General features: G+C 70.0%; 26 protein-coding genes. 20 read left to right on the top strand and 6 right to left on the bottom strand.

Translation table 11 applies throughout. The features are described from left to right. Nucleotides 1-11 precede the first annotated feature (11 nt). Both AB0H83_RS02095 and AB0H83_RS02100 read right to left on the bottom strand, forming a co-directional pair. Nucleotides 12-1,019, bottom strand: a complete 1,008-nt coding sequence (locus AB0H83_RS02095) for a hypothetical protein (protein ID WP_360085345.1) — start codon at nt 1,017-1,019, stop codon at nt 12-14. A 252-nt stretch (nt 1,020-1,271) separates the two neighbouring features. Then, the gene (locus AB0H83_RS02100) at nt 1,272-1,817 is read right to left on the bottom strand and encodes a hypothetical protein (protein WP_360085348.1); all 546 of its coding nucleotides are present in this window, start codon (nt 1,815-1,817) and stop codon (nt 1,272-1,274) included. Nucleotides 1,818-1,943: 126 nt separating this feature from the next. On the opposite strand from AB0H83_RS02100, the gene AB0H83_RS02105 reads away from it, so the two are divergent. Continuing rightward, nucleotides 1,944-3,542, top strand: a complete 1,599-nt coding sequence (locus tag AB0H83_RS02105; RefSeq protein ID WP_360085351.1) for a hypothetical protein — start codon at nt 1,944-1,946, stop codon at nt 3,540-3,542. A gap of 15 nt (nt 3,543-3,557) precedes the next feature. Here the strand turns inward: AB0H83_RS02105 and AB0H83_RS02110 are convergent, their stop codons facing one another. Next, nucleotides 3,558-4,046, bottom strand: a complete 489-nt coding sequence (locus AB0H83_RS02110) for a hypothetical protein (protein WP_360085354.1) — start codon at nt 4,044-4,046, stop codon at nt 3,558-3,560. A gap of 97 nt (nt 4,047-4,143) precedes the next feature. On the opposite strand from AB0H83_RS02110, the gene AB0H83_RS02115 reads away from it, so the two are divergent. The 12 genes from AB0H83_RS02115 (at nt 4,144) to AB0H83_RS02170 (ending at nt 13,654) form a co-directional block, all read left to right on the top strand. Then, nucleotides 4,144-4,584: a carboxymuconolactone decarboxylase family protein gene (locus tag AB0H83_RS02115; protein WP_360085357.1), complete on the top strand. Its 441-nt coding sequence runs from the start codon at nt 4,144-4,146 to the stop codon at nt 4,582-4,584. Next, nucleotides 4,581-4,838 carry a hypothetical protein gene (locus AB0H83_RS02120; RefSeq protein WP_360085360.1) on the top strand — a complete coding sequence of 86 codons (258 nt, stop codon included), beginning with the start codon at nt 4,581-4,583 and terminating at the stop codon, nt 4,836-4,838. Before AB0H83_RS02115 ends, AB0H83_RS02120 begins: the two co-directional genes overlap by 4 nt. An 8-nt stretch (nt 4,839-4,846) precedes the next feature. Then, on the top strand, nt 4,847-5,248 hold the full coding sequence (locus AB0H83_RS02125; RefSeq protein ID WP_360085363.1) for a sigma factor: 402 nt from the start codon (nt 4,847-4,849) through the stop codon (nt 5,246-5,248). Nucleotides 5,249-6,076: 828 nt separating this feature from the next. After that, nucleotides 6,077-6,307 (top strand): hypothetical protein, encoded by a 231-nt coding sequence (locus tag AB0H83_RS02130; protein ID WP_360085366.1) that lies wholly within the window; start codon nt 6,077-6,079, stop codon nt 6,305-6,307. Beyond that, nucleotides 6,285-6,788, top strand: a complete 504-nt coding sequence (locus AB0H83_RS02135) for a DUF6879 family protein (RefSeq protein WP_360085369.1) — start codon at nt 6,285-6,287, stop codon at nt 6,786-6,788. Before AB0H83_RS02130 ends, AB0H83_RS02135 begins: the two co-directional genes overlap by 23 nt. Before the next feature lie 9 nt (nt 6,789-6,797). After that, on the top strand, nt 6,798-7,649 hold the full coding sequence (locus AB0H83_RS02140; RefSeq protein WP_360085372.1) for a helix-turn-helix transcriptional regulator: 852 nt from the start codon (nt 6,798-6,800) through the stop codon (nt 7,647-7,649). Nucleotides 7,650-8,719: 1,070 nt separating this feature from the next. Further along, nucleotides 8,720-9,223, top strand: a complete 504-nt coding sequence (locus AB0H83_RS02145; protein ID WP_360085375.1) for a hypothetical protein — start codon at nt 8,720-8,722, stop codon at nt 9,221-9,223. 31 nt (nt 9,224-9,254) lie between these two features. Further along, nucleotides 9,255-9,761 (top strand): hypothetical protein, encoded by a 507-nt coding sequence (locus tag AB0H83_RS02150; protein ID WP_360085378.1) that lies wholly within the window; start codon nt 9,255-9,257, stop codon nt 9,759-9,761. 771 nt (nt 9,762-10,532) lie between these two features. Further along, on the top strand, nt 10,533-10,913 hold the full coding sequence (locus AB0H83_RS02155) for a DUF6011 domain-containing protein (RefSeq protein ID WP_360085381.1): 381 nt from the start codon (nt 10,533-10,535) through the stop codon (nt 10,911-10,913). A 1-nt stretch (nt 10,914) separates the two neighbouring features. Next, nucleotides 10,915-12,360 (top strand): AAA family ATPase, encoded by a 1,446-nt coding sequence (locus tag AB0H83_RS02160; RefSeq protein WP_360085384.1) that lies wholly within the window; start codon nt 10,915-10,917, stop codon nt 12,358-12,360. Nucleotides 12,361-12,377: 17 nt separating this feature from the next. Then, nucleotides 12,378-12,602, top strand: a complete 225-nt coding sequence (locus AB0H83_RS02165) for a hypothetical protein (RefSeq protein WP_360085387.1) — start codon at nt 12,378-12,380, stop codon at nt 12,600-12,602. A 65-nt stretch (nt 12,603-12,667) separates the two neighbouring features. After that, a complete protein-coding gene (locus tag AB0H83_RS02170; protein ID WP_360085390.1) occupies nt 12,668-13,654 on the top strand; it encodes a GMC oxidoreductase in 987 nt (328 codons plus the stop codon). Here AB0H83_RS02170 and AB0H83_RS02175 read toward each other — a convergent pair. After that, on the bottom strand, nt 13,638-14,249 hold the full coding sequence (locus tag AB0H83_RS02175) for a DUF998 domain-containing protein (protein WP_360085393.1): 612 nt from the start codon (nt 14,247-14,249) through the stop codon (nt 13,638-13,640). The two genes, AB0H83_RS02170 and AB0H83_RS02175, sit on opposite strands and share 17 nt — an antisense overlap. Nucleotides 14,250-14,325: 76 nt before the next feature. Between AB0H83_RS02175 and AB0H83_RS02180 the strand changes: the two genes are divergently transcribed. The 4 genes from AB0H83_RS02180 to AB0H83_RS02195 are packed head-to-tail and all read left to right on the top strand — an operon-like array spanning nt 14,326 to nt 16,828. Then, nucleotides 14,326-14,811, top strand: a complete 486-nt coding sequence (locus AB0H83_RS02180) for a MarR family transcriptional regulator (protein ID WP_360085396.1) — start codon at nt 14,326-14,328, stop codon at nt 14,809-14,811. Then, nucleotides 14,789-15,205, top strand: coding sequence for an organic hydroperoxide resistance protein (locus AB0H83_RS02185; protein WP_360085399.1), 417 nt, complete (start codon nt 14,789-14,791; stop codon nt 15,203-15,205). The genes AB0H83_RS02180 and AB0H83_RS02185 overlap by 23 nt, the downstream gene beginning before the upstream one ends. Next, the gene (locus AB0H83_RS02190; protein ID WP_360085402.1) at nt 15,202-16,206 is read left to right on the top strand and encodes an NADP-dependent oxidoreductase; all 1,005 of its coding nucleotides are present in this window, start codon (nt 15,202-15,204) and stop codon (nt 16,204-16,206) included. The genes AB0H83_RS02185 and AB0H83_RS02190 overlap by 4 nt, the downstream gene beginning before the upstream one ends. A 58-nt stretch (nt 16,207-16,264) precedes the next feature. Beyond that, a complete protein-coding gene (locus AB0H83_RS02195; protein WP_360085405.1) occupies nt 16,265-16,828 on the top strand; it encodes a GNAT family N-acetyltransferase in 564 nt (187 codons plus the stop codon). A gap of 157 nt (nt 16,829-16,985) precedes the next feature. Here AB0H83_RS02195 and AB0H83_RS02200 read toward each other — a convergent pair whose 3' ends face one another. Together AB0H83_RS02200 and AB0H83_RS02205 are read right to left on the bottom strand one after the other, a co-directional pair. Next, nucleotides 16,986-17,159, bottom strand: a complete 174-nt coding sequence (locus tag AB0H83_RS02200) for a hypothetical protein (protein WP_360085408.1) — start codon at nt 17,157-17,159, stop codon at nt 16,986-16,988. Between the two features lie 345 nt (nt 17,160-17,504). Then, nucleotides 17,505-17,714, bottom strand: a complete 210-nt coding sequence (locus tag AB0H83_RS02205; protein ID WP_327005529.1) for a hypothetical protein — start codon at nt 17,712-17,714, stop codon at nt 17,505-17,507. A 201-nt stretch (nt 17,715-17,915) separates the two neighbouring features. Between AB0H83_RS02205 and AB0H83_RS02210 the strand changes: the two genes are divergently transcribed. From AB0H83_RS02210 to AB0H83_RS02220, 3 genes are all read left to right on the top strand, one after another. Further along, nucleotides 17,916-18,383 carry a hypothetical protein gene (locus AB0H83_RS02210; protein WP_360085411.1) on the top strand — a complete coding sequence of 156 codons (468 nt, stop codon included), beginning with the start codon at nt 17,916-17,918 and terminating at the stop codon, nt 18,381-18,383. Nucleotides 18,384-18,472: 89 nt separating this feature from the next. Continuing rightward, the gene (locus AB0H83_RS02215; RefSeq protein WP_360085414.1) at nt 18,473-19,081 is read left to right on the top strand and encodes a trimeric intracellular cation channel family protein; all 609 of its coding nucleotides are present in this window, start codon (nt 18,473-18,475) and stop codon (nt 19,079-19,081) included. A gap of 66 nt (nt 19,082-19,147) precedes the next feature. After that, complete coding sequence (locus tag AB0H83_RS02220; protein WP_360085417.1) at nt 19,148-19,513, top strand: VOC family protein; 366 nt, start codon at nt 19,148-19,150, stop codon at nt 19,511-19,513. Nucleotides 19,514-19,559 lie beyond the last annotated feature (46 nt).

Below are 19,559 nucleotides of genomic sequence, written 5' to 3' on the forward strand. Positions count from 1 at the left end.
GTCCGGCCGGGTTACAGGTCGTCGGGGCGGCGCATCAGGATGGTCTGGTCGTTCGAGCCGGGCGCCGGGGGGATGCCGGGCGGCGGCGGCGGGGCGGGCGGTGCGCCGTACACGTTCGAGCCGCCGGGCGCGCCCTGGCCGCCGTAGCCGGGTCCGCCCTGGTACGAGGGGGGCGCCGGTGACCCGTACACGCCGGGGGTGATCACCGACGTCGGGCGGTCCTGACCGGCGCCGGGCAGGTGGAACACGCCCGTGTCCGGCTCGAGCCGGTCCTTGCGGCGGAAGTAGAACAGGCTGCCGACGAGGCCGAGCGCGGCGACGATGGCGATCACGCCGATCCAGAACCCGAACCCGAGGCCGCCGCTGTCGCTGACGGGCTTCGTCGTCGGGTCGGCGCGCGGGATCGCGCCGTTGCCGGCCTCCGGCGGGGCGATGACCTCGTCGGACGTGCCGGTCGGCTCGGCGGAGGCGCTGCGCGACGCGCGGGTGGACTTCGACGCGCTGGCGCTGGCGCCGGTGACCCGCAGCTTGAACTTGTCGTCATTGTTGCCGGGCCGGGGGTCGGTGACCTTCTGGTTGGCGGCGAACCGGGCGCTGATGGTGCCCTCGCCCTCCCCGCCGCTGCGCAGCAGGAGCCGGATCGAGCCGTTGGCGCTCGCGCCGGCCTTCAGGGTCGCCTGGCAGGTGGCCGCGGTGCGGCTGTCCGCCACGGTGCACGAGCCGGCGGACTCGATCTGCGCGTTGCCCGGCACTCTGATCGTGATGGCGACCGCGACGTCGATCTTGCCGTGGTTCTCCACCTGGTAGCCGACGGAGGCCTTCTCGCCGGCCTTGCCCTGGATCGAACCGTCCCTCACCTTCGCCTCGATGTCGGCCTCGGTGGTCACGGCGTGCGCGGGCCGGGCGGCGACGAGCGCGCCCGCCAGGCCGGCGCCGACGGCAACGGCCAGCGCAGCCGCCGCGATCCGGCGATGCGCGGCGTCGTGCCGCGCCGAGCGTCCCGCGACGCGTGTCGTCATGCTCATGTCACCCCCAACCGGCCTTCGGCGGACACTAGCAGGATCCGTCAACCGGACTGAGGCGGGCGCCGGTGTCAACCCCCTCCGGCAGGTCCGGCCGGACCGTCACCGGTCCCGGCGGGAACAGCGGGAGCAGGCGCAACGGCGGCCCGCCCGGCGAGGGCGCCGCCGGCCCGGAGGGAAGGTGGGATGCGTCACGTCCCGCGCGGTCGGCCTCCCGGCGGGGGCGCGGTGACGTCCCGTCCCGCGCGGTCAGCCTCCGGGCGGGGGCGCGGTGACGTTCGCCAGGGCCATCAGCAGGGCGAGCGCCACGAACCCGACGTAGGCCAGCCGGCGCCGGCGGATCGTCTCGTACGCGTGCCACCACGCGATCGCCGCCTCGCAGGCCGGCCCGGCGACGAACAGGCTGTTCCTGCGCTTGGGCACGAGCATCGGCGCGAGCCGGACCGCGGTGCTGACGTACACCCGGCGCGCCGGCGGCGGCTCGTCCGGGTGCCACGGCGTCACCTGGATCTCGTGGTCGTCGGCGCCGGGCCCGTCCTCGGCCATGAAGAACCGCTCGGACCGGCGGGCGAACACGCGGCTGAGGAAGTCGTCGGCGGCGTCCTCGTGGCCGAGCCGGGTGCGTTGCAGCTCCAGCCAGCCCCACCGGGTCGCGACGTCGGTGAGGACGTCGGCGTACAGGTGATCCGCGTCCTCCTCGGCACCGACGACGCGCACGGCGTCGCGCCGCAGCGGCTCCAGGTGCCGGGAGACGAATGCGACGTACTCGGCGGGCGGCTCCGACGTCATCCGCATCACACCATCGTCGCCGCCCACGCGGCACAGCGCCACCCTCACCGTGCGGTGCGGCGGGCGCCGCCGGTACCGGCGGCCGCGTTCGCCCAAGGTCAACTGTTGCGCGCGGATGCGATGATCGGCCCCGTGGGCTCCGCGTTACCCGTCGGCCGGGAGGTCCTCATCCCCCGGCAGCTGTCGGTCGCCATCGACGAGGGTGGCATCCGCACGGCTTCCGGCATGCTGCCCGCACTGCTGTACACCACCGAGGGCCTGGAGCGGCACGGCCAGCGGGAGATGGTCTTCGCCGTGATCCGCACCGGCACCCCGGCGCCCGGGTACCCGCTGACCATGGCCCGCACCGTCCACCGGCTCGCCGCCGAGGGCCGGCTGGTGGAGGCCGGCGACGTCAGCGTCTTCAACCAGCCCGGCATCGACATCGACGGGCGGGTGACCGGGTTCGTGTACGCCGCGGCCCCGGAGGACATCCCGTCGACGGTCAGGTTCGAGCGGCCGCCGCTGGTCGCGCTGCCGCTGCTGGCCGGCGAGACCGCGGTGGTGCAGCGGTTCGGGCACGCGCGGGTGCTGTCGCTGCTCGGCGCGCAGGAGCGGTACTACCCCCATCCGTATTGGTTCCGCCCCGGCCGCGCCCCGGTCGTCGACGACACCGAGTTCCGCGCCGCGACGATGCTGTCCAAGGCGCCCGCGTACAACCTGCCGTTCCTGCGGGTCGTGCACATCGGCGACCGGCTCGAGCTGACGATCACCGCGGGCGACGCGACCTCCTACATCGGCGGCGCCGACGAGGAGCTGGAGGCGTTCGAGGAGGCGCTGCGCGAGGCCGCCGACGTGTGCGCGTTCCTGCCCGGCCTCGCCGACGTCCCGCAGACGTACGTGTGGGCGCCCGGCCAGCAGGGACCCGCCGCGATCGTCGCGCCCGGCGGCGAGCGGTCCACCCGGATCGGCTGCAACTTCCTGCTCCTGGTCCGGGGCACCCTGGAGCCGACCGCCCGGCAGATCGAGGACGGCTTCGCGGTGCTGCTGACCGGCGCCATGTACGCCCGCCTCCGCCAGGCCGTCGAGGCCGGCCGCCCGATCGAGATCGGCCTGCCGGCCGGCGCGGTCAGGACCATCGCGCTGCGGCTGGAGCCGCGGCGGGGCCCCGCGTCGCGGCCGGTGCAGGCGGTCCGGCCGGGGCCGGGCACGCAGGCCGCGCCGCTGCCCGCACTCCCGGTGGGGGTGGACCTGGGGGTCGACGGCCGGTCCGGGTCCGGCCTGACGGCTGTCCCGGCTGTCCCGGCCGTGGCCGCGCAGGCCGCCGCCGATCGGTACCGCACCGGCGAGCTCACCATCTACCGCCCGCCACCGGCCGAGGACACCGGCCGCTCCGGACCCGACGCCGTGGGCCGTGAGCTGCGGCACGTGGACCGGGGCCGGATCGTGCTGCTCACGCCGGAGGAGCAGGTGCGCCGGGCCACGACCGCGGCCGAACTCGGCGACTTCATCGACCGGGCCAGGGGCATCGTCGACCGGGCCTTCACCGGCGTGCGGCACGGCACCGAGGAGCTCATGGTCGAGTTCCGCCTCGGCCCGTCCCGGCCGGTCGCGGTGCGCATCATGGCCCGCCCCGAGGCACCGCCCCGCGAGCTGCAGGTCGTCCTGGAGCGCCAGCTGCTCGCCCTGCGCCCGCCGGCGATCCGGCACAGCGAGGTCGCGTTCCAGCTGCACCTGCAACTGTTCCGCTGACCCGCCCGGCGGGTGTCACCCGTCCTGGGTCTGGGCCCGCTCGATCTCGGTGAACGCGGCCTGCAGGTACCGCGCGAACGGCCGCGCCTGCAGCAGGTCGACCAGCAGCAGCGGGGTGTGCCTCGCCAGGGCCTGCGGGGACGGGCGGCCCTCGTCGTCGCCGTCGTCCTGGACGCCGAGGGCGCCGACCAGCAGCACGACCATGACCTGCGGGTCGACGTCCTGCCACTGCGCGGCGGAGCGGACCGCGTGCTCGAGCGCGGCGCGCACGTCGTCGCCGTCGAGGCCGTCGGGGTGCCGGTCCTCCAGCAGGGTGCGCACGACGGCGCCGAGGACCAGGCCGACCTGCTCGGCGTCGAGCGCGGCGAGCTGCTCGACGGCGGCGTCGTAGGCCTCCTTGTCGCGGCCCTGGGCCGCCTCCACGGCGGCCGAGGCGGCGGTCGCGATCGCCCTGGCGGGCGGCGGCAGGTGCCGCCAGCCGGACGGGGTGCGGGTGGTGTCCACACCGTCGAACCTTAGTCCTGTGCAAAGGGTGTCCTACGCCACAGCACCGGTGGCCCGGAAGTGTCACGTTCCAGGTGGGCTGTCCCGTCCTCTTCCCATGAACCAACGACTGTCGCTCAGCGAAATCAACCCAGAGGCGTACCAGGTGGTCCTCGGCCTGGAGAAGTACATCCGGGCGCACGTCGACCCGGCCCTGCTGCACCTGCTCAAGCTGCGGGCGTCGATCCTGAACGGGTGCTCGTTCTGCGTCGACATGCACAGCCGGGAGGCGCTCGCCGACGGCGAGGACAGCCGCAAGCTGTTCGCCGTCTCGGCGTGGCGGGAAGGGCCGTTCTTCGACGACAAGGAGCGCGCCGCGCTCGACCTCACCGACCACGTCACCCGGCTGGGTGAGCACGGCGTGCCGGACGACGTGTGGGACACCGCCGTCGAGCACTACGGCACCAAGGGCGTCGCCGACCTGCTCATGGTCATTGCGACGATCAACGTGTGGAACCGCCTCGCCGTGCCGACCAGGACCCAGCCGCCGACCGGATGACCGGGGCGTTCCTCGAGCACCGGCGGATGCTGCGCGGCCTGGCGTACCCGCGGCGGACCCGGGCCGACCGGCCGGAGATCGCCGAGCCGCGCCGCTACCTGACCAGGGTGGTGGCGCGGCCCCCGATCGCGGTCCTGCGCCTGATGGAGCGCCTGACGCCGCAGCGCGCCGGGTACGTGCTGCGGACCGCGTTCGAGCGGCTCCGGGTCGCGAATCCGGCGAAGCTCTCAACCTTCGGCGCACCGGCCTCGTAGTAGGGGGTATGCGCGACTTCGACGAGTTCGCCGCGGCGGCGACCCAACCGTTGCTGCGGCTCGGCTGGCTGCTGACCGGCCACGCCGAGCAGCCGCAGGACCTCGCGCAGACCACGCTGATCCGCACGTACGGCGCGTGGCACCGGGTCCGGCACGACGACGCGCTGAGCTACGCCCGGCGGGTCATGGTCAACCTGCACACCGACTGGCTGCGCCGGCGCCCGTGGCGGGAGCAGCCCCGCGCCGACCTGCCCGCCGAGGGCACGGGGCACGACGGCGGGCACGGCGCGGTCGAGGACAGGGCCGCGCTCGTCGCCGCGCTGCAGTCGCTGACCCGGCGGGAGCGGGCCGCGATCGTGCTGCGCTACTACGTCGACCTGTCGTGTCAAGCAGAGTTACTGAAAATGTGAGATTGTCGGCAAGCCCTTGACTTGCACAGCTCCCTACAGTAAGGCGCGTCTAGAATGCTGTGTAGAGCCTCCGTGCCGCATCCCCTAGGGGGTGGGTACCGGTCCGGTACAATGGGTACCGGTCCGGTACTTTAGGTCGCCAGCGTGCAGCACAGCGGGCTAGAGGGCTGTATGCTTGCGGGTACTCCGCTCCAGCTCTCCGGCCTGTACGTCGGCTCATGCCTAGTCGGTCCGGGTAGGCCATGCGAAGCGCGGGTACCGTCGCACGACGCAGTGAACAGCACCGATGCGCGATCCAATGTGGACACTCCACTGTGGACCAGCGCTACAACCCTTATACAGCAACGATTCCACTGTGGACGGTGTACCAACCTCGTCCAATGTGGATCGGCTGAAACCCTTATGTGGCAACGGTTCTAGCGACTGTCCACAGAGGAGGGGGGTGTGACCCCCATCAATGCGTCATCAGGCCAACCACTGATGGCGCCTCGCATTCAGCGCAGGTTTCAGGGCCGATCTGAGGCGCGCAACCGCAGCTCCAGCAGGCGCGTAGAGCGCCAAACGCCCCCTCCGTAGGCATCTCGGGACACCGGCAAATGATCTCTCCCCGTGAGGGCTCTCAAGCGGCCGAAATCGGCGGTTACGCGCTGTAATAACTGTCTTTGTGCCTAAACGGCGATCCCTTGAACGAATTCCGCTCCCGGCGACGTGCCGCAGGAACGGTTATGCGCGGTATCGAGAAACTTTGAGAAACAAGTCTTGCTCCGGGCTCCGCCTCCACGCACACTCGGGCTACAAGGTCGACACCGGTTGTCAAGGGAGGCCACCATGGCACTGCGTTACCTCGGAAAAGACCCCGCTTCCGATGGGGGGCAATCGCCGACCGTCTGGGAGGACGGAGACACCTACGTCGTTCAAGGGTGGAGGATCGACGACCCTACAACCCTTGCCCAGATCGGCGACATCCCCGCGCATGAGACCCTGATCCGCATCCCCAAGCGGCTGATGCCTGTATTCCCGGAGGTGAGCGGTGGTCATGGCGCTGCCGAAGCTGGCTGACCTGCTGTTGGCGGGCAAGCGTCGCGCTCTGCACCTGGAAATGCGCGACACGTACGCCCGCACGGCTCGGTTTGACGCCTGGAAGGCCGGCAGCACCGAAGGGCGGGCCGAGGCCGACGCCGAATGGCGGGCACTGCTGGCGCCCCTCGTGGAGAACGGCGCGGACATCCGCCGATTGCGCATCGTCTCAGAGCCGATCACGGAGTACGTCCGCTACGAGTACGAGGTCACGCCGCTCGCCAACCTTGCTGCGGGTGAGGCCGTGCGCTGGCTGTCGCGCGATCAAGCATCCGATCTCAGGCTCCCCGGCAACGACTTTTGGCTCATCGATGATGCGCTGTTGTTCAACCTCTCTGGCGGCGACGGTGAGTGGCTCGGCGTGCAGCCGAACGACGATCCAGGCGTGATCGCCTTCTGCCTCGACTCATTCGAAACGGCATGGGCTCGCGCGGTCGACCACAGCAACTACCGTCCCGCCTGAGCCCGCACCTTGCCCAACGAACCAACCCCCGCGATCGGCGAAGCACGCGCCGCCCTCGCCGCGCGCCTGCGCGAGATCCGAGCTGATGCCAGAGTCTCGGCCATCGATCTCGCCAGGCGCGCGGGTTGGCCGCGGTCGAAGGTCAGCAAGATCGAGCATGCTCGCCAAGCGCCCAGCATCGACGACATCCGAACGTGGTGTCAGCATGTCGGCGCCACGGACCAAGCCGCCGACCTGGTCGCCACGCGTCACGCCGTCGAAGGCATGTGGGTTGAGCTTCGACGTCTCCAACGCACGGGCCTTCGCCGCTTCCAAGACTCCTTCGTGCCACTGTGGGAGCGCACGCGGCAGTTCCGCATTTACGAGGCGGGAGTGATCCCCGGGCTATTCCAGACAGCCGAGTACGCCAGGGCACGCATGCGTCGCATCATCGAGTTCAACGGCATACCCGACGACCTGGAGAACGCCGTCCGGGCACGAATGGACCGGCAGCGCGTTGTGCACGCCGGGGACCATACGTTCGCCGTGGTGCTCGAAGAGAACGCGCTTCACGCTCGCATCGGTGACACGGACATGATGGCGGCCCAGCTCGCCCACCTCATCACCGTCGCGGTGCTGCCAAACGTGAGCGTCGGCGTCATCCCCCGCGATGCGGACCGGACCATGTGGGCCAGTCCGGGGTTCTGGATCTACGACGACGAGCGGGTCATTGTGGAGACGCCCTCGGCGCAGCTCACTGTTACGCAGCCACGCGAAGTCGCCGTTTATGCCCGATGGTTCGTGGAGCTGTCCTCAATGGCCGTCGTTGGATCGGCCGCCCGCCGGATCATCACCGACGCGATCACGGCGCTTGACGCCTGAACCGCCGAGCAACTTCGAGAAACATCGTTCCCCTGCGCTCGCCTCGGCTCATAACGTCAACGTCACGTGGGGCTCACGCCCCGCATCGACTCCCGGTACGGCCTTTCGAGGGTTCAGCGATCTGGGAATGGGGGCGTCCGGTTGCAGCCGGAGCCCCCACTTAAGCGCGCAGAGTGGAGGCATTCATGTCGCATGCACGGGTTGGCTCCAGTGCCGTCCTGGATGCTGCGCAGGCAGTCATCGACGATCACCGCACCAGTCCCGAGTGTTTCGGCCGGTGCATGGAGTGCGGAAACGCCTGGCCCTGTGACGCGCGAGGCCGGGCGGGCAAGTCCTTTCATGACGCGGCTCGACTGCCGAGGCGCACGCCGGCTTCGCCGGCCGACCAGTGTCGGGTTGCCTGGTCGCCGGTCGACTGGTTCGGCGGCGGCAGAGTGTCCACCGCAGCGCGTGGCGGGCCGGCACCCCGTGCCTGGAAACTGAGGGTGGCTGCGGCGTGAGTGACCAGAGCCTGCCGGTCAAGGCTGGCGACATCCTGAACTTGCCGGAGGCGGAGTACCTCTACGGCTCGGCGCCCTCCAACTCCGCGTCACTGCGGCCAGCATGAGCACGGCGATGCCAGGTTGGTTGGAGATCACCGGAACGCAGATTCTCTGGAATGGTAATCGCGGCATCGAGCGCTCGGTTTTCGTCCTCCGAGACGCCGCAACCCGAGCGCTGGCAAGGGGCACGCGGTGACGGACTTCACCTAGTTCCTGCTGGGCGCTCGCCGTCCGCACCATCCAAAGCAGGGCGGCGTCAAGACATGGACTCTGACGCCGTCCGACAACCCGCGCAGGTACAGCTTGTCGCGAGCGACGCCTGCAACGGGGGAAAGGCCCGGCCAACTGCACTTCCAGGGGCGGCCGGGCCTTTTCTGGGCGCGCGTGAAATCAACGCCGTTCCCCAATTCCGTGTGCCCGAAATTCGATTCAAATCGCGCAACTACGGTCTATTGACATATGTGAATGTCTGGCTAATGTTCTTCCCAACTCCGACGGAATCGCTCGGATGAGGTACGGGAGGAACGGATGTTGAAACGAAGGCTATGCGCGGTGCTCGCCGGGCTGATGCTCGGTGCCACCCTCGTCGGCGTGCCGGCCACCGCTAGCCCGGTCGGCGGCAGCGTGGACGCGAAGGCTGAACCCGCGTACATGACGAAGCCGATCCGGGAACTCAGCGGCAAGGATCTGAAGCTCCGCATCGACGCGGACAACGAGAAGCGGAAGCAGGGTCTGCTCGGAGACCCGCCCGGCATCAGTACCCAGGGCTTCCTGAGCACCAACGGCACCACCGTCCAGTGGACCGGCGTCACGGTCGGGTGGAGCCGAGGCACGATCACGATCGATGCCTACCTGTACTACCCGAACAACACCCTCGCCGGTGAAGACCACAACACGTGCCTCAACAGCACGTCATGCACGTACCCGACGCACTGGACGGGCTGCACCTGCATCCACGGCACCTGGCAGCTCTACACCTACTCCAGTGGGCCGCAGGGCTACGGCTCGCACCGCAAGGATCTCGTCACGTAACACCTACAAGGCGGGCACGTAAGGTGGGGCAATGAGATTTACCTTCGGCCCGCATTCGGCTGAGATCGACTTTCCCGTGTGGGACGTGGTGACGGATTTGCCGCGCGACAGTCAACTCGGAAGCACGATCGACTCGGCCGACGCAATTGACGGCGTGTCTGTTGTCCGTGGGAGGCCACCACTTGAACGGGGGGATGAAATGTCACCCGGTTTCGTTGTGTGGTCCTTCGATCCGGCCGCAATGGCGCAGGATTCGAGCTACCTGACGCGAATGGCAGCACTGGCCTTCATCCAGCCCCTCGAAACACACGCCGGGGAGACCGTTCAGTCCGCAACGCAGCGCGTCATGTCGCTGATCGACAGTGCGGGCGAGCCGGCGACCCTGGCGGTCGAGGGCCGGGAGATCCCGGGCGAGATCTACGTCTTCGACGGAGTTGGGATTCTGGCGGTGCCCAAGTCGCCAGATACGAACTTCGCCGCAGCGTGCTTCGGGTTCACAAGCCCGCCGGCCTTCTGTCGGTTGGTGGTCGACGCGTAAGCGCCGGGCACGGTCCCTTGATGCTGTCGACACCAAGGGACCGCACAGTCCATGGTTACACCGTTGGCAAGAGCAGTCCCGGTCGCAGGTGTTCCGAGCGGCCGGGGCTGCTTCGTGCTGTCGCAATGACACTGCTCTCACACCTGTGAGGCCGCTCACCGACACGAGACGCGTTCCGCGACGGAAGCTGTATCGGTGCGCCAAAATAGCCCAGCGATCGTGTAACCAAGTAACCAGTTTGCCCCGTAAGGGGCAATAACCGTGTAACCAGCAATTAGTAACCAGTTATGCCCCGTAAGGGGCAAGGGTCGTGTGGCTGGGCAACCAGTAATTCGAACGATACAACCCATTACCCCTCCGTCGCAGGTACCTAGAGGTGGTGGGAGCGAAGCGAGCACCACCCCCTTACCCCCTCCATGCCTATACCCGGGGTTCTTGATTAAGAACTCCGTCTCCTGGAGGGCGGAGTCTCTATACCGGGGTTTCCGATTAACTTCGGCTCCTGGAGCCTCTCCCCGGCCTTTCGATTAACTTCCCAAGGCTTCGCCGGAACTCGTGTCCGGGTTGCGCTGTACGGTCGACGCTGACGGGTTCAAGACCGTCGAGGGGGGCCGCGTTCGCCATGGCTGCGGTAATCGCGACGAGGTGGCGTACCTCCGCTTCGCCAGTGTCTATCGGCTGGTAGCCGAATCTCAACATGCACCCGCTATCCGATTGGGCGTCGGGAAAACGCACTCGGCCATGCCGAGGCTAGCGATAGAGGGCGAGAGAATGGCGCTTACACGACTTCAGCGAGACCTGGACCGGCCCGCCAATCGGCAGCCGAACCGCTCCGGCATCGACTTCAACACCATTCAGGTCGGCTACTACCTGTACGGCGCCGACGAGATTGTGTGGGTCAAGTGGAATCGCGAAGGCTCCCGCAAGTACGCCCAGGTCCTGGAGGTCGACCTCTACAAGCGCACCGGCCGTTGGGTGTACGCCCAGGGCCTGATCAGTCGCATTGCCGGGCTCGCCGTCCTGACCGCCAGGGAGGCCGCTCGCCTCGGCCAGAAGTACGGCTGTTGCGTCGTCTGCGGTCGCCGACTGGACGACGAGAAGTCGATCACTGCCGGGATCGGCCCGGTCTGCGCCTCACGCCTGGCAGGCTGAGATGGCGCTGGTACGCCTGTCCGGGAAGCTCGCCAGGACACCGACGGATCTCAGTAGGACGCCCGTCGCAACGAGTTTCCAGGGTCCACCCGGCACCGGGAAGTCGCACTCAGCCCGCGAGTACGTCGGCGGGCCGGAGGGTGTCCTCGTGCTGGCGCCGACGCAGCGCCAGGCGGCGAACTGGCGGTCGATGGGGTGGCAAGCCCAGACAGCGCACAGCTTTCTGACGTTCCCCGCCACGACCAGCGATGGACGACTCTGGTTCCCGCCGAAGGGCGTCTCGTATGCCGGGCACCACACGGTCATCCACGACGAGATCGGCATGTACGGCAAAGACCTGGTTGACGCGCATGCCGCCGCTGCCCAAGCCTCGTTCGCGAGGCAGATCTACACCGGCGACCCGTACCAGCTTCCGCCTGTCGGGGAAGGGCTGTCGGGCATGTTCAACCTGCCCGCCGCCGTGCACCGGCTCACCGCGCAGCACCGCTTTCCCGTAGGGAGTCGCATCCACGACGTCGTCTATACGGCGCTGGAGGCGCTGGAGACGGGCCAGGACACCGCCGAGGGCATCACGTTCCGTGGCGTTGATCGACTCAACGTCGAGTCGATGCAGGCGGCTGGCGCGGTGCTGATGTTCAAGCATGAAACCCGTGTGCGCATGAACGAAGGGCTACGGCTTCGGCTTGGGTTGCCGCAGGCGCGGCCCGTTCCCGGTGACGCGGTGCGCATCCTCGCCCGCGACGACACGCTCGGGCTGCTACGGAACGAACTGGTAAACGTCCTGGAGGTCTGCGGCAATCCGCAGCCGAGGGAAGGCTCCGACGACATCCTGACCGCCGTGGTCGGCACCGTGGACGGGCGCGAAATCGAGCTACCGATGCTGATGACGGGCTTTCGCTGGTACAGGGACGACCCCCCGGAGTGGCTCGTGCCACACGGGATCGAGCCGGACAAGGGTCGATGGAACGAGTTCAAGTCGTACGAGATCGCCGCACAGGCCCTGGCGCGGCCCGGTGTCGCTGTGGCCGCCGGCTTCGGCAAGTTTGGGACCGTGTGGTCATCACAGGGGCTCGAATGGGACCACGTGGTACTCGTTGCCGACTGGGCCGATGAGCTGTGGCTTCCGCAGGACCTACGCAATAGGCACTGGTACGTCGGAGCATCGCGGGCACGCTCGCGCCTGGAGATTCTGCCCTACGTCGAGCCGGTGACGTTCCAGAGGGCGAGGAACCGGGGTGGTCGCCCCCTGGGCGGCGGTGAGCATCTCGCGCGGCTTCTCGATGTCGCCAGGATGCGGGCAGCGGGCGGCGTGGCCACGTTCCGGCGTGGCGAACTGGCAAAGCTTTTGGGCGTGCGCGCCACGAATCTGCCCAACATCGTGAAGCCCGGCATCAGGGCTGGCCTGCTTGGCGCTGGGTCCAACTCAACGAAGATCGTTCTCGCCTAACAGGAGGGCACACAACCATGAACCGCATGACGCCGTATGCGTACGTCGCGGTCGCCGCCAAGGTGGAGCGCATCCTCGCGAGCGCTGATACGCCATTGAGCGCCCGACAGGTTGCCGAGCGGATGAACTCCACTCGCACCGCGGTCCGCATCGTGTTGCAGGGGATGCGCCGGGAGGAGCGGGCCTTCTCAACGGTCAGTGACGATGGCTCGCTCCGGTGGAGCGCGGGAGGTGCGGCGTGATCGAGGCAATCGGACCGGGCGCAAACATCTGGGGCTCAGTCGCCGATGGCACTTCCACGGCCGACGTGGACCCTGTCGCCGCGCCGACGACAGACCGAACGAGGATCGCTCCGCTCACGCCTCCACAGATTCGACAAGCCCGAGAGCGTGCGGCCGGAGCCCGCGAGAGCCTGATGGATGCGCACGGGGCGTACACGCTCGCCGTGGAGTCGGGGGAGGTGCTGCTGTGCGCCGGCGCGGTGAACACGCCGCAGATCCTGCTGCTGTCCGGCATCGGCGACCCGGCCGCGGTGCGGGCCGGCGGGGTCGAGCCGGTCCACGAACTGCCCGGCGTCGGGGCGAACCTGCAGGACCACCTGTCCACGGGCATCATCGTGACGTGCCCGCAGCCGATCACGATGTTCGCCGCGGAGTCGCTCGGCAGCGTCGCGCGCTACCTGTTCGGCCGGACCGGCATGCTGTCGTCGAACGTCGCCGAGGCGGTCGCGTTCATCGCCCCGGACCGCGGCACCCCGCCGGAGATCGAGCTGATCTTCGCGCCGGTGCCGTTCGTCGAGCACGGGATGGTGCCGCCGCCCGGGCACGGGCTGACCATCGGCGTGGTGCTGCTGCAGCCGCGCAGCCGCGGCACGGTCGGCATCGCCGGGCCGACGGCCGCCACGCCACCGGTGATCGAGCCGGGTTACCTCGGTGACGAGGCCGACCTGCGCCGGCTGATCTGGGGGGTACGGGTCGCCGAACGCCTGGCCCGGTCCCCGGCGCTGGCGCCGTTCGTCGGTGCGCCGATGGCGCCGTACGCCGGGGTCCTCGACGACGACGGGCTCGCCGAGTCGATCCGCGGCAACTGCGAGACGCTGTACCACCCGGTCGGCACCTGCCGGATGGGCACCGGCGACGACGCGGTGGTCGACCCGTCGCTGCGGGTGCGAGGGCTGGCCGGGCTGCGGGTCGTGGACGCCTCCGTGCTGCCGGCGATCAACCGGGGGCACACGATGGCGCCGGTCTACATGGTCGCGGAGAAGGCGGCCGACCTGATCACCTCGGGCCGCTGACCGCGGCTCCCCGGCGGAGGGCGATGACCGTTGTCAAAGGCCAGAGCGACTGGGCGCCGGCGGCGAGCCGTTCCGCGAGCCCTACCAGTACACCTGCGGCGAGCGCTGCGCAGAAGAGCGCGACGAGGATGACCAGCCCCACCGCCCCGGCCCGCATCAGCGCCGGCGGGACCGGCTGGGGTGCGCCGCCCGGGACCCGGCTGAGCGCGGGCCACACCGCGAGGCAGGCGAACGCGAGCGTCGCCGCCAGCTGATGCGCCCCGGACGAGCCGGTGCGCGGCAACGGGAACGCGGCGACGAGGACCGTGGCGACGCCGCCGGCGGCGAGCATGAGCCTGGCCGGGGTCGCGAGCGGGCGCAGGCCGAGGGTGGTGACGCAGTGGCAGGCGCCGACGCCGAGCAGGGCCACGGTCATCACCCAGCGGTGCGCGGCGCCGTGCCCGGCGAGGGCGCTGATGGTGTCGCGCAGCGGGTCGAAGCCCGCGGGCTGCAGCGCGGCGGCGAGGGCCCAGCCGCCGATGAGCAGGACCGGTGCGGCGGCCGCGGAGGCCACCGCGAACCACCGCACCGTGTGCCGTTGGGCCGGGCGACGCATGCCAGGAGTATGCCGCCTGGACCTTCCGCGGTGCATTTAGATCGTGCGCGACTGAATAGTGTGCTACGTTTCGGTGGTGAGGGACGTCCTGGCACTTGACCAGCAGGTGTGTTTCGCGCTGTACACGGCCTCGCGGGCCGTCACCGCGCGCTACCGTCCACTGCTCGACGAGCTGGGCGTCACATACCCGCAGTACCTGGTCCTACTCGTGCTGTGGGAGCGGGACGCGCGGACCGTCAAGGAGCTCGGCGCCGCGCTGCGGCTCGACTCCAGCACGCTGTCGCCGCTGCTCAAGCGCCTGGAGGCGGCCGGCCTCGTGGCGCGGGCGCGGCGCACCGACGACGAGCGGTCCGTCATCATCCGGCTCACCGAGGCGGGCGGCGCCCTGCGCGACCGCGCCCGCGCCGTCCCCGCCCGGCTCGTCTGCGACGGCGGCCTCGGCGCCGGTGAGCTCGACGCGCTCCGGGAGACCCTGGTGCGCCTCACCACGGCCCTGACCGAACTGACCGAACCCAGCGACCCGCAAGGAGACATCCCTGATGGCAGTCCTGTACACCGCTGACGTCACCGCCACCGGTGACGGCCGCGACGGCCACGTCACCAGCTCCGACGGCATCATCGACGTCGACGTCGCGGTGCCGAAGGAGATGGGCGGCGCCGGCGGGGCGACCAACCCCGAGCAGCTGTTCGCGGCCGGCTACGCGGCCTGCTTCCACAGCGCCCTGCGGATCGCCGCCCGCCGCGCCAAGGCGTCCGTCGACGGCAGCCAGGTCAACGCCCGGGTCGGCATCGGCCCCAACGGCAGCGGCGGGTTCGGCCTCGACGTCACGCTGACCGTCACCCTGCCCGGGGTCGACCCGGCCGCCGCCCGGCAGCTCGTCGACGCGGCGCACCAGGTGTGCCCCTACTCCAACGCGACCCGCGGTAACATCGACGTGCGGCTGGAGGTCGCGTGACCACCAGCGGCAAGGTCTGGCAGCTCGCGGCCCGGCCGACCGGCTTCCCGGCGCCGGAGGACTTCCGGCTCGTCACCGAGGAGCTGCCGGCGCCCGGCCCCGGTCAGGTCCTCGTGCGCAACGAGGTCATGTCGGTCGACCCGGCGATGCGCGGCCGGATGAACGACGTGCCGTCCTACGTGGCGCCGTTCCAGCTCGACGCGCCGTTGGAGGGCGGCGCGGTCGGCACCGTCGTCGCGTCGCAGAGCCCGGACGTCGCCGTCGGCGACAGCGTCCTGCACGGCCTCGGCTGGCGCGAGTACGCGCTGCTCGACGCCCGGCACACGCGGGTCGTGGACACCACCGTCGCGCCCGCTTCGGCGTACCTGGGTGTCCTCGGGATGCCGGGGCTCACGGCGTACGCCGGCCTCCTCGACGTCGCGAAGATGCGGCCCGACGAGACGGTCTTCGTCTCCGGCGCCGCCGGGGCCGTCGGCACCCTCGTCGGGCAGATCGCCCGGCTGCGCGGCGCGCGGCTGGTCATCGGGTCAGCGGGGTCGGCGGAGAAGGTCCGGTATCTCGTCGACGAGCTCGGCTTCGACGCGGCGTTCAACTACAAGGACGGCTCGATCCGCACCCAGCTCAAGCAGCTCACGCCCGACGGCATCGACGTGTTCTTCGACAACGTCGGCGGCGAGCAGCTGGAGGCGGCGCTGTTCCGGATGAACCTGCACGGGCGGGTCGCCATCTGCGGCGCGATCTCGCAGTACAACAATCCCGACGCGACCGGCATCCGCAACCTGACGCTGCTCATCAGCAAGCGGATCACGATGCAGGGCTTCCTGGTCCTCGACCACTGGGGCCGGCGGGAGGCGTTCGTCGAGGAGATGACCGGCTGGCTGCGCGAGGGCCGGGTGCAGGTCGCGGAGACGTTCGTGGACGGCATCGACCACGCCGTCGACGGGTTCCTCGGCATGCTCCGCGGCGAGAACGTCGGCAAGATGATCGTCCGGCTCACCTGAGCGGTCCGCGCTGCACGGGGGCGCCCCGGAGCGCCCATCGCTGCGGTTGAATGGCAGGATGCTGCGAACTGACCGGCTGGTACTGCGACGGTGGCGGGACGAGGACCGGGCGCCGTTCGCGGCGCTCAACGCGGACCCCGAGGTCATGCGCTTCTTCCCGCGCCCGCTGAGCCGCGCCGAGAGCGACATGCTGGTCGACCGGATCGAGGCGGCGTTCGACGAGCACGGCTACGGGCTGTGGGCGGTCGACGTCGTCGCGCCGGGCGGCACCGGGTTCATCGGGTTCGTCGGGCTGGTCTGGCAGCGGTTCCCGGCGCACTTCACGCCCGCGCTGGAGATCGGCTGGCGGTTGGCCCGGCACGCCTGGGGCCACGGCTACGCCACGGAGGCGGCGACGGCGGTGCGGGACTTCGCGTTCCGACCCGCCGGTGAGGCCGGCGCCGGGATGGACGAGATCGTGTCCATGACCACGCGGACCAACGAGCCCTCCCAAGCGGTGATGCGGCGCATCGGCATGACCCGCGACCCGGCCGACGACTTCCGCCACCCCAACGTCGAGCCGGACCACCCGCTGGTCGAGCACGTCCTGTACCGCCTGCGCCGCCCCGCCGCCGGATTCTGACGTTGCCGCTCGCACTGCCCGCGCTGCGCGCGGCAGCCGGTGGTTGCCGTCGCGGCGGCCGGGCCGCCGTGGTGATCCAAGTCGTGTCCCGGTCGTCTGGACGACCACGGCGCGACTTCGATCAACCAGGCAGGATCAAAGCGGCGGGGCGGGATGGTCAGCCGGTGCGGAAGCCCGAGCGGAAGCGCCGGAAGAACCCGCTCTCGTAGGGCAGCGCCGGGCCGGCCGGCGGCGCGACCGCGCGCTGCCTGGCGATCGGCCGGTCGTAGTCGGTGCGGGCGATCGCGTCGACGACCTGCGGCTCGGTGAAGGTGTCCGAGCCCTCGATCATCGGCACGTATCCGAACGAGGACGCCGTCGCGCATCACCTGCGCCTCCAGGCCGGCGGTGCCGTCGGTGTCCCAGATGGCGTCGCGCCCGCCGGGCAGCGCGATGCGCACCCCGAACGCCGACAGCCCGGCCTTCGCCGGCTCCAGGTGGGCGGGGACGCCCCGCTCCCGCAGGGCGTCGACCACCCGTCGCGCCTTGTGTTCGTCCATGCGCCGAAGCTGACGCGGCACGCTGGAAGCGAACCGGGAGTACGCCGTGAACCCGCTCCGACCCGGCTGCCGCCGCCGGAGACGGCCGGAGCCGGCGCCATGACGGTGGCACCGGCTCCGGGCAACGGCCGTGCGTCCTACTTCGAGGGCTCCGGCAGGTCGCAGTTGATCTTGGGGTTGACGCCGAGGTAGTTCAGCGGGCCGGCGACGATCGTCACGAGGATCGTGCCGGTCTTCGCGCAGTTGGTGTCCTCGCTGTCGAAGTAGCCGCGCTGACCGGCCGCGATGACGCCGATGATCAGCCAGATGACGAGGATGACCCCGCCGATACCGGATCCTCTGCCCACGGGACTGCCTCCATCTATCGAACGAACTCGTCTTCTTCGAATCGACGGTTGGATACCCCGTACCCCCGCTGACGCAAACCCGCCTGGTGATCTTCGTCGCTGTCCGGTTGGCAGCAATCGGGGAGTCAACGGGCCCGGCCCGCTCGTACGGTTCTCCTCGTTTCCTGATCCACTTGAACCGCATACCTGGGAGCCACCGATATGAGCGACGACTTCACCCCCTTCAGCACCGACCTCGACGGCGACGGCGTCGAGGACCAGGCCGTCATCTACACGACCGACGACGGCGCGAACGTCATCGTCGGCGACATCAACGGCGACGGCGAGGCGGACTTCGCCGCCCTCGACGAGAACGGCGACGGCGTCTACGAGGTGTCGTACAACGCCCTCACCGGCGAGTACACCGACCTGACCGCCGACACCGCCGACACCGCCGACTACGACGGCTCGGGCGGCAACCTCGACGGTGACGTCGCGCAGTACGACGCCGAGGCCGCCGACTACGACGGCTCGGGCGGCAACCTCGACGGCGACGTCGTGCAGTCCGAGACCCAGGCCGCCGACACCGCGAGCACCGGCAGCACGGGCGGCTACTACGACGCCGCCGCCGTCTCCGACATGATGGCGATGCAGCACGAGACGAACATGGCGATCATCAACAACATCTGATCGCGCGTGCCGTATACAGAACGGGCGCGGTGCCGAGCGGCGCCGCGCCCGTTTCGTCCTGCCGCACTCCGTTCTGGTGGAGCCCAACCGTGTCCGAGCTCAACCTGCTGCTCGTCGTCGACCTCGCCGGCATCGCCGTGTTCGCGGCTTCCGGGGCGACCGCCGGCGTGGCGAAGAAGCTGGACCTGTTCGGGGTCGTGTTCGTCGGGTTCATGGCGGCGCTCGGCGGCGGCATCCTGCGGGACGTGTTCGTCAACGTGCAGCCGTTCGCGTTCGTCGACTGGCGGTACGCGGCCGTCGCGGCGGTCACCTCCGCGGCGGCGTTCTGGCTGCACCCGACGGTGAGCCGGCTGCACTGGACGGTCCTCGTGCTGGACGCCGCGGGCCTCGGCCTGTTCACGGTGACCGGCACGCTGAAGGCGCTCGACGCCGGCATCCCGCCCCTCGGCGCCTGCATCATCGGCATGATCACCGGGATCGGCGGCGGGCTGATCCGCGACCTGCTCACCGGGGAGATCCCCACGGTGCTGCGGCGCGAGATCTACGCCGTGGCCGGCCTGCTCGGCTGCGCCTCGGTCGCGGCGCTGGACGCGCTGCACGTCCAGCGCCCGGTGAGCATCGGCCTGGCCGCGGTGCTCGTCTTCGTCCTGCGGATGGTCGCCCTGCGCCGCAACTGGTCGGCCCCGACGGCCTCCTGACGGCCGCCGGGAACCCGTCCGGGAATCCTGACATGAGGTGGCAGGAACCGGCGGCAGGATGAGGGCATGTCTGGATTCGCCACGCTCATCATGGTCAACATCGACTGCGCCGAGCCGCCCGTGCTCGCCACCTTCTACAGCGAGGTCCTCGGCTGGGAGGTGACCCACACCCAGGCCGAGTACGCGATGATCAGCGACGGCACCACGTCCATCGGCTTCGGGCAGATCCCCGGTCACACGCCGCCGACCTGGCCCGAGGGGCCGGTGCCGAAGCAGTTCCACCTCGACTTCTACGTCGACGACCTGGCCGACGCCGAGGAACGCGCGCTCAAGCTCGGCGCGACCCGCCCGGACTTCCAGCCCGCGCCCGAGCGGTACCTGGTGCTGCTCGACCCGGCGGGCCACCCGTTCTGCGCCTGCCTGCGGTCGTAGCGAGGGCCGTCCACCGGATCAGCAGGTCAGCGGCTCAGCGGCTCAG

Source organism: Dactylosporangium sp. NPDC050688 (assembly GCF_040654515.1).
Classification (GTDB): domain Bacteria; phylum Actinomycetota; class Actinomycetes; order Mycobacteriales; family Micromonosporaceae; genus Dactylosporangium.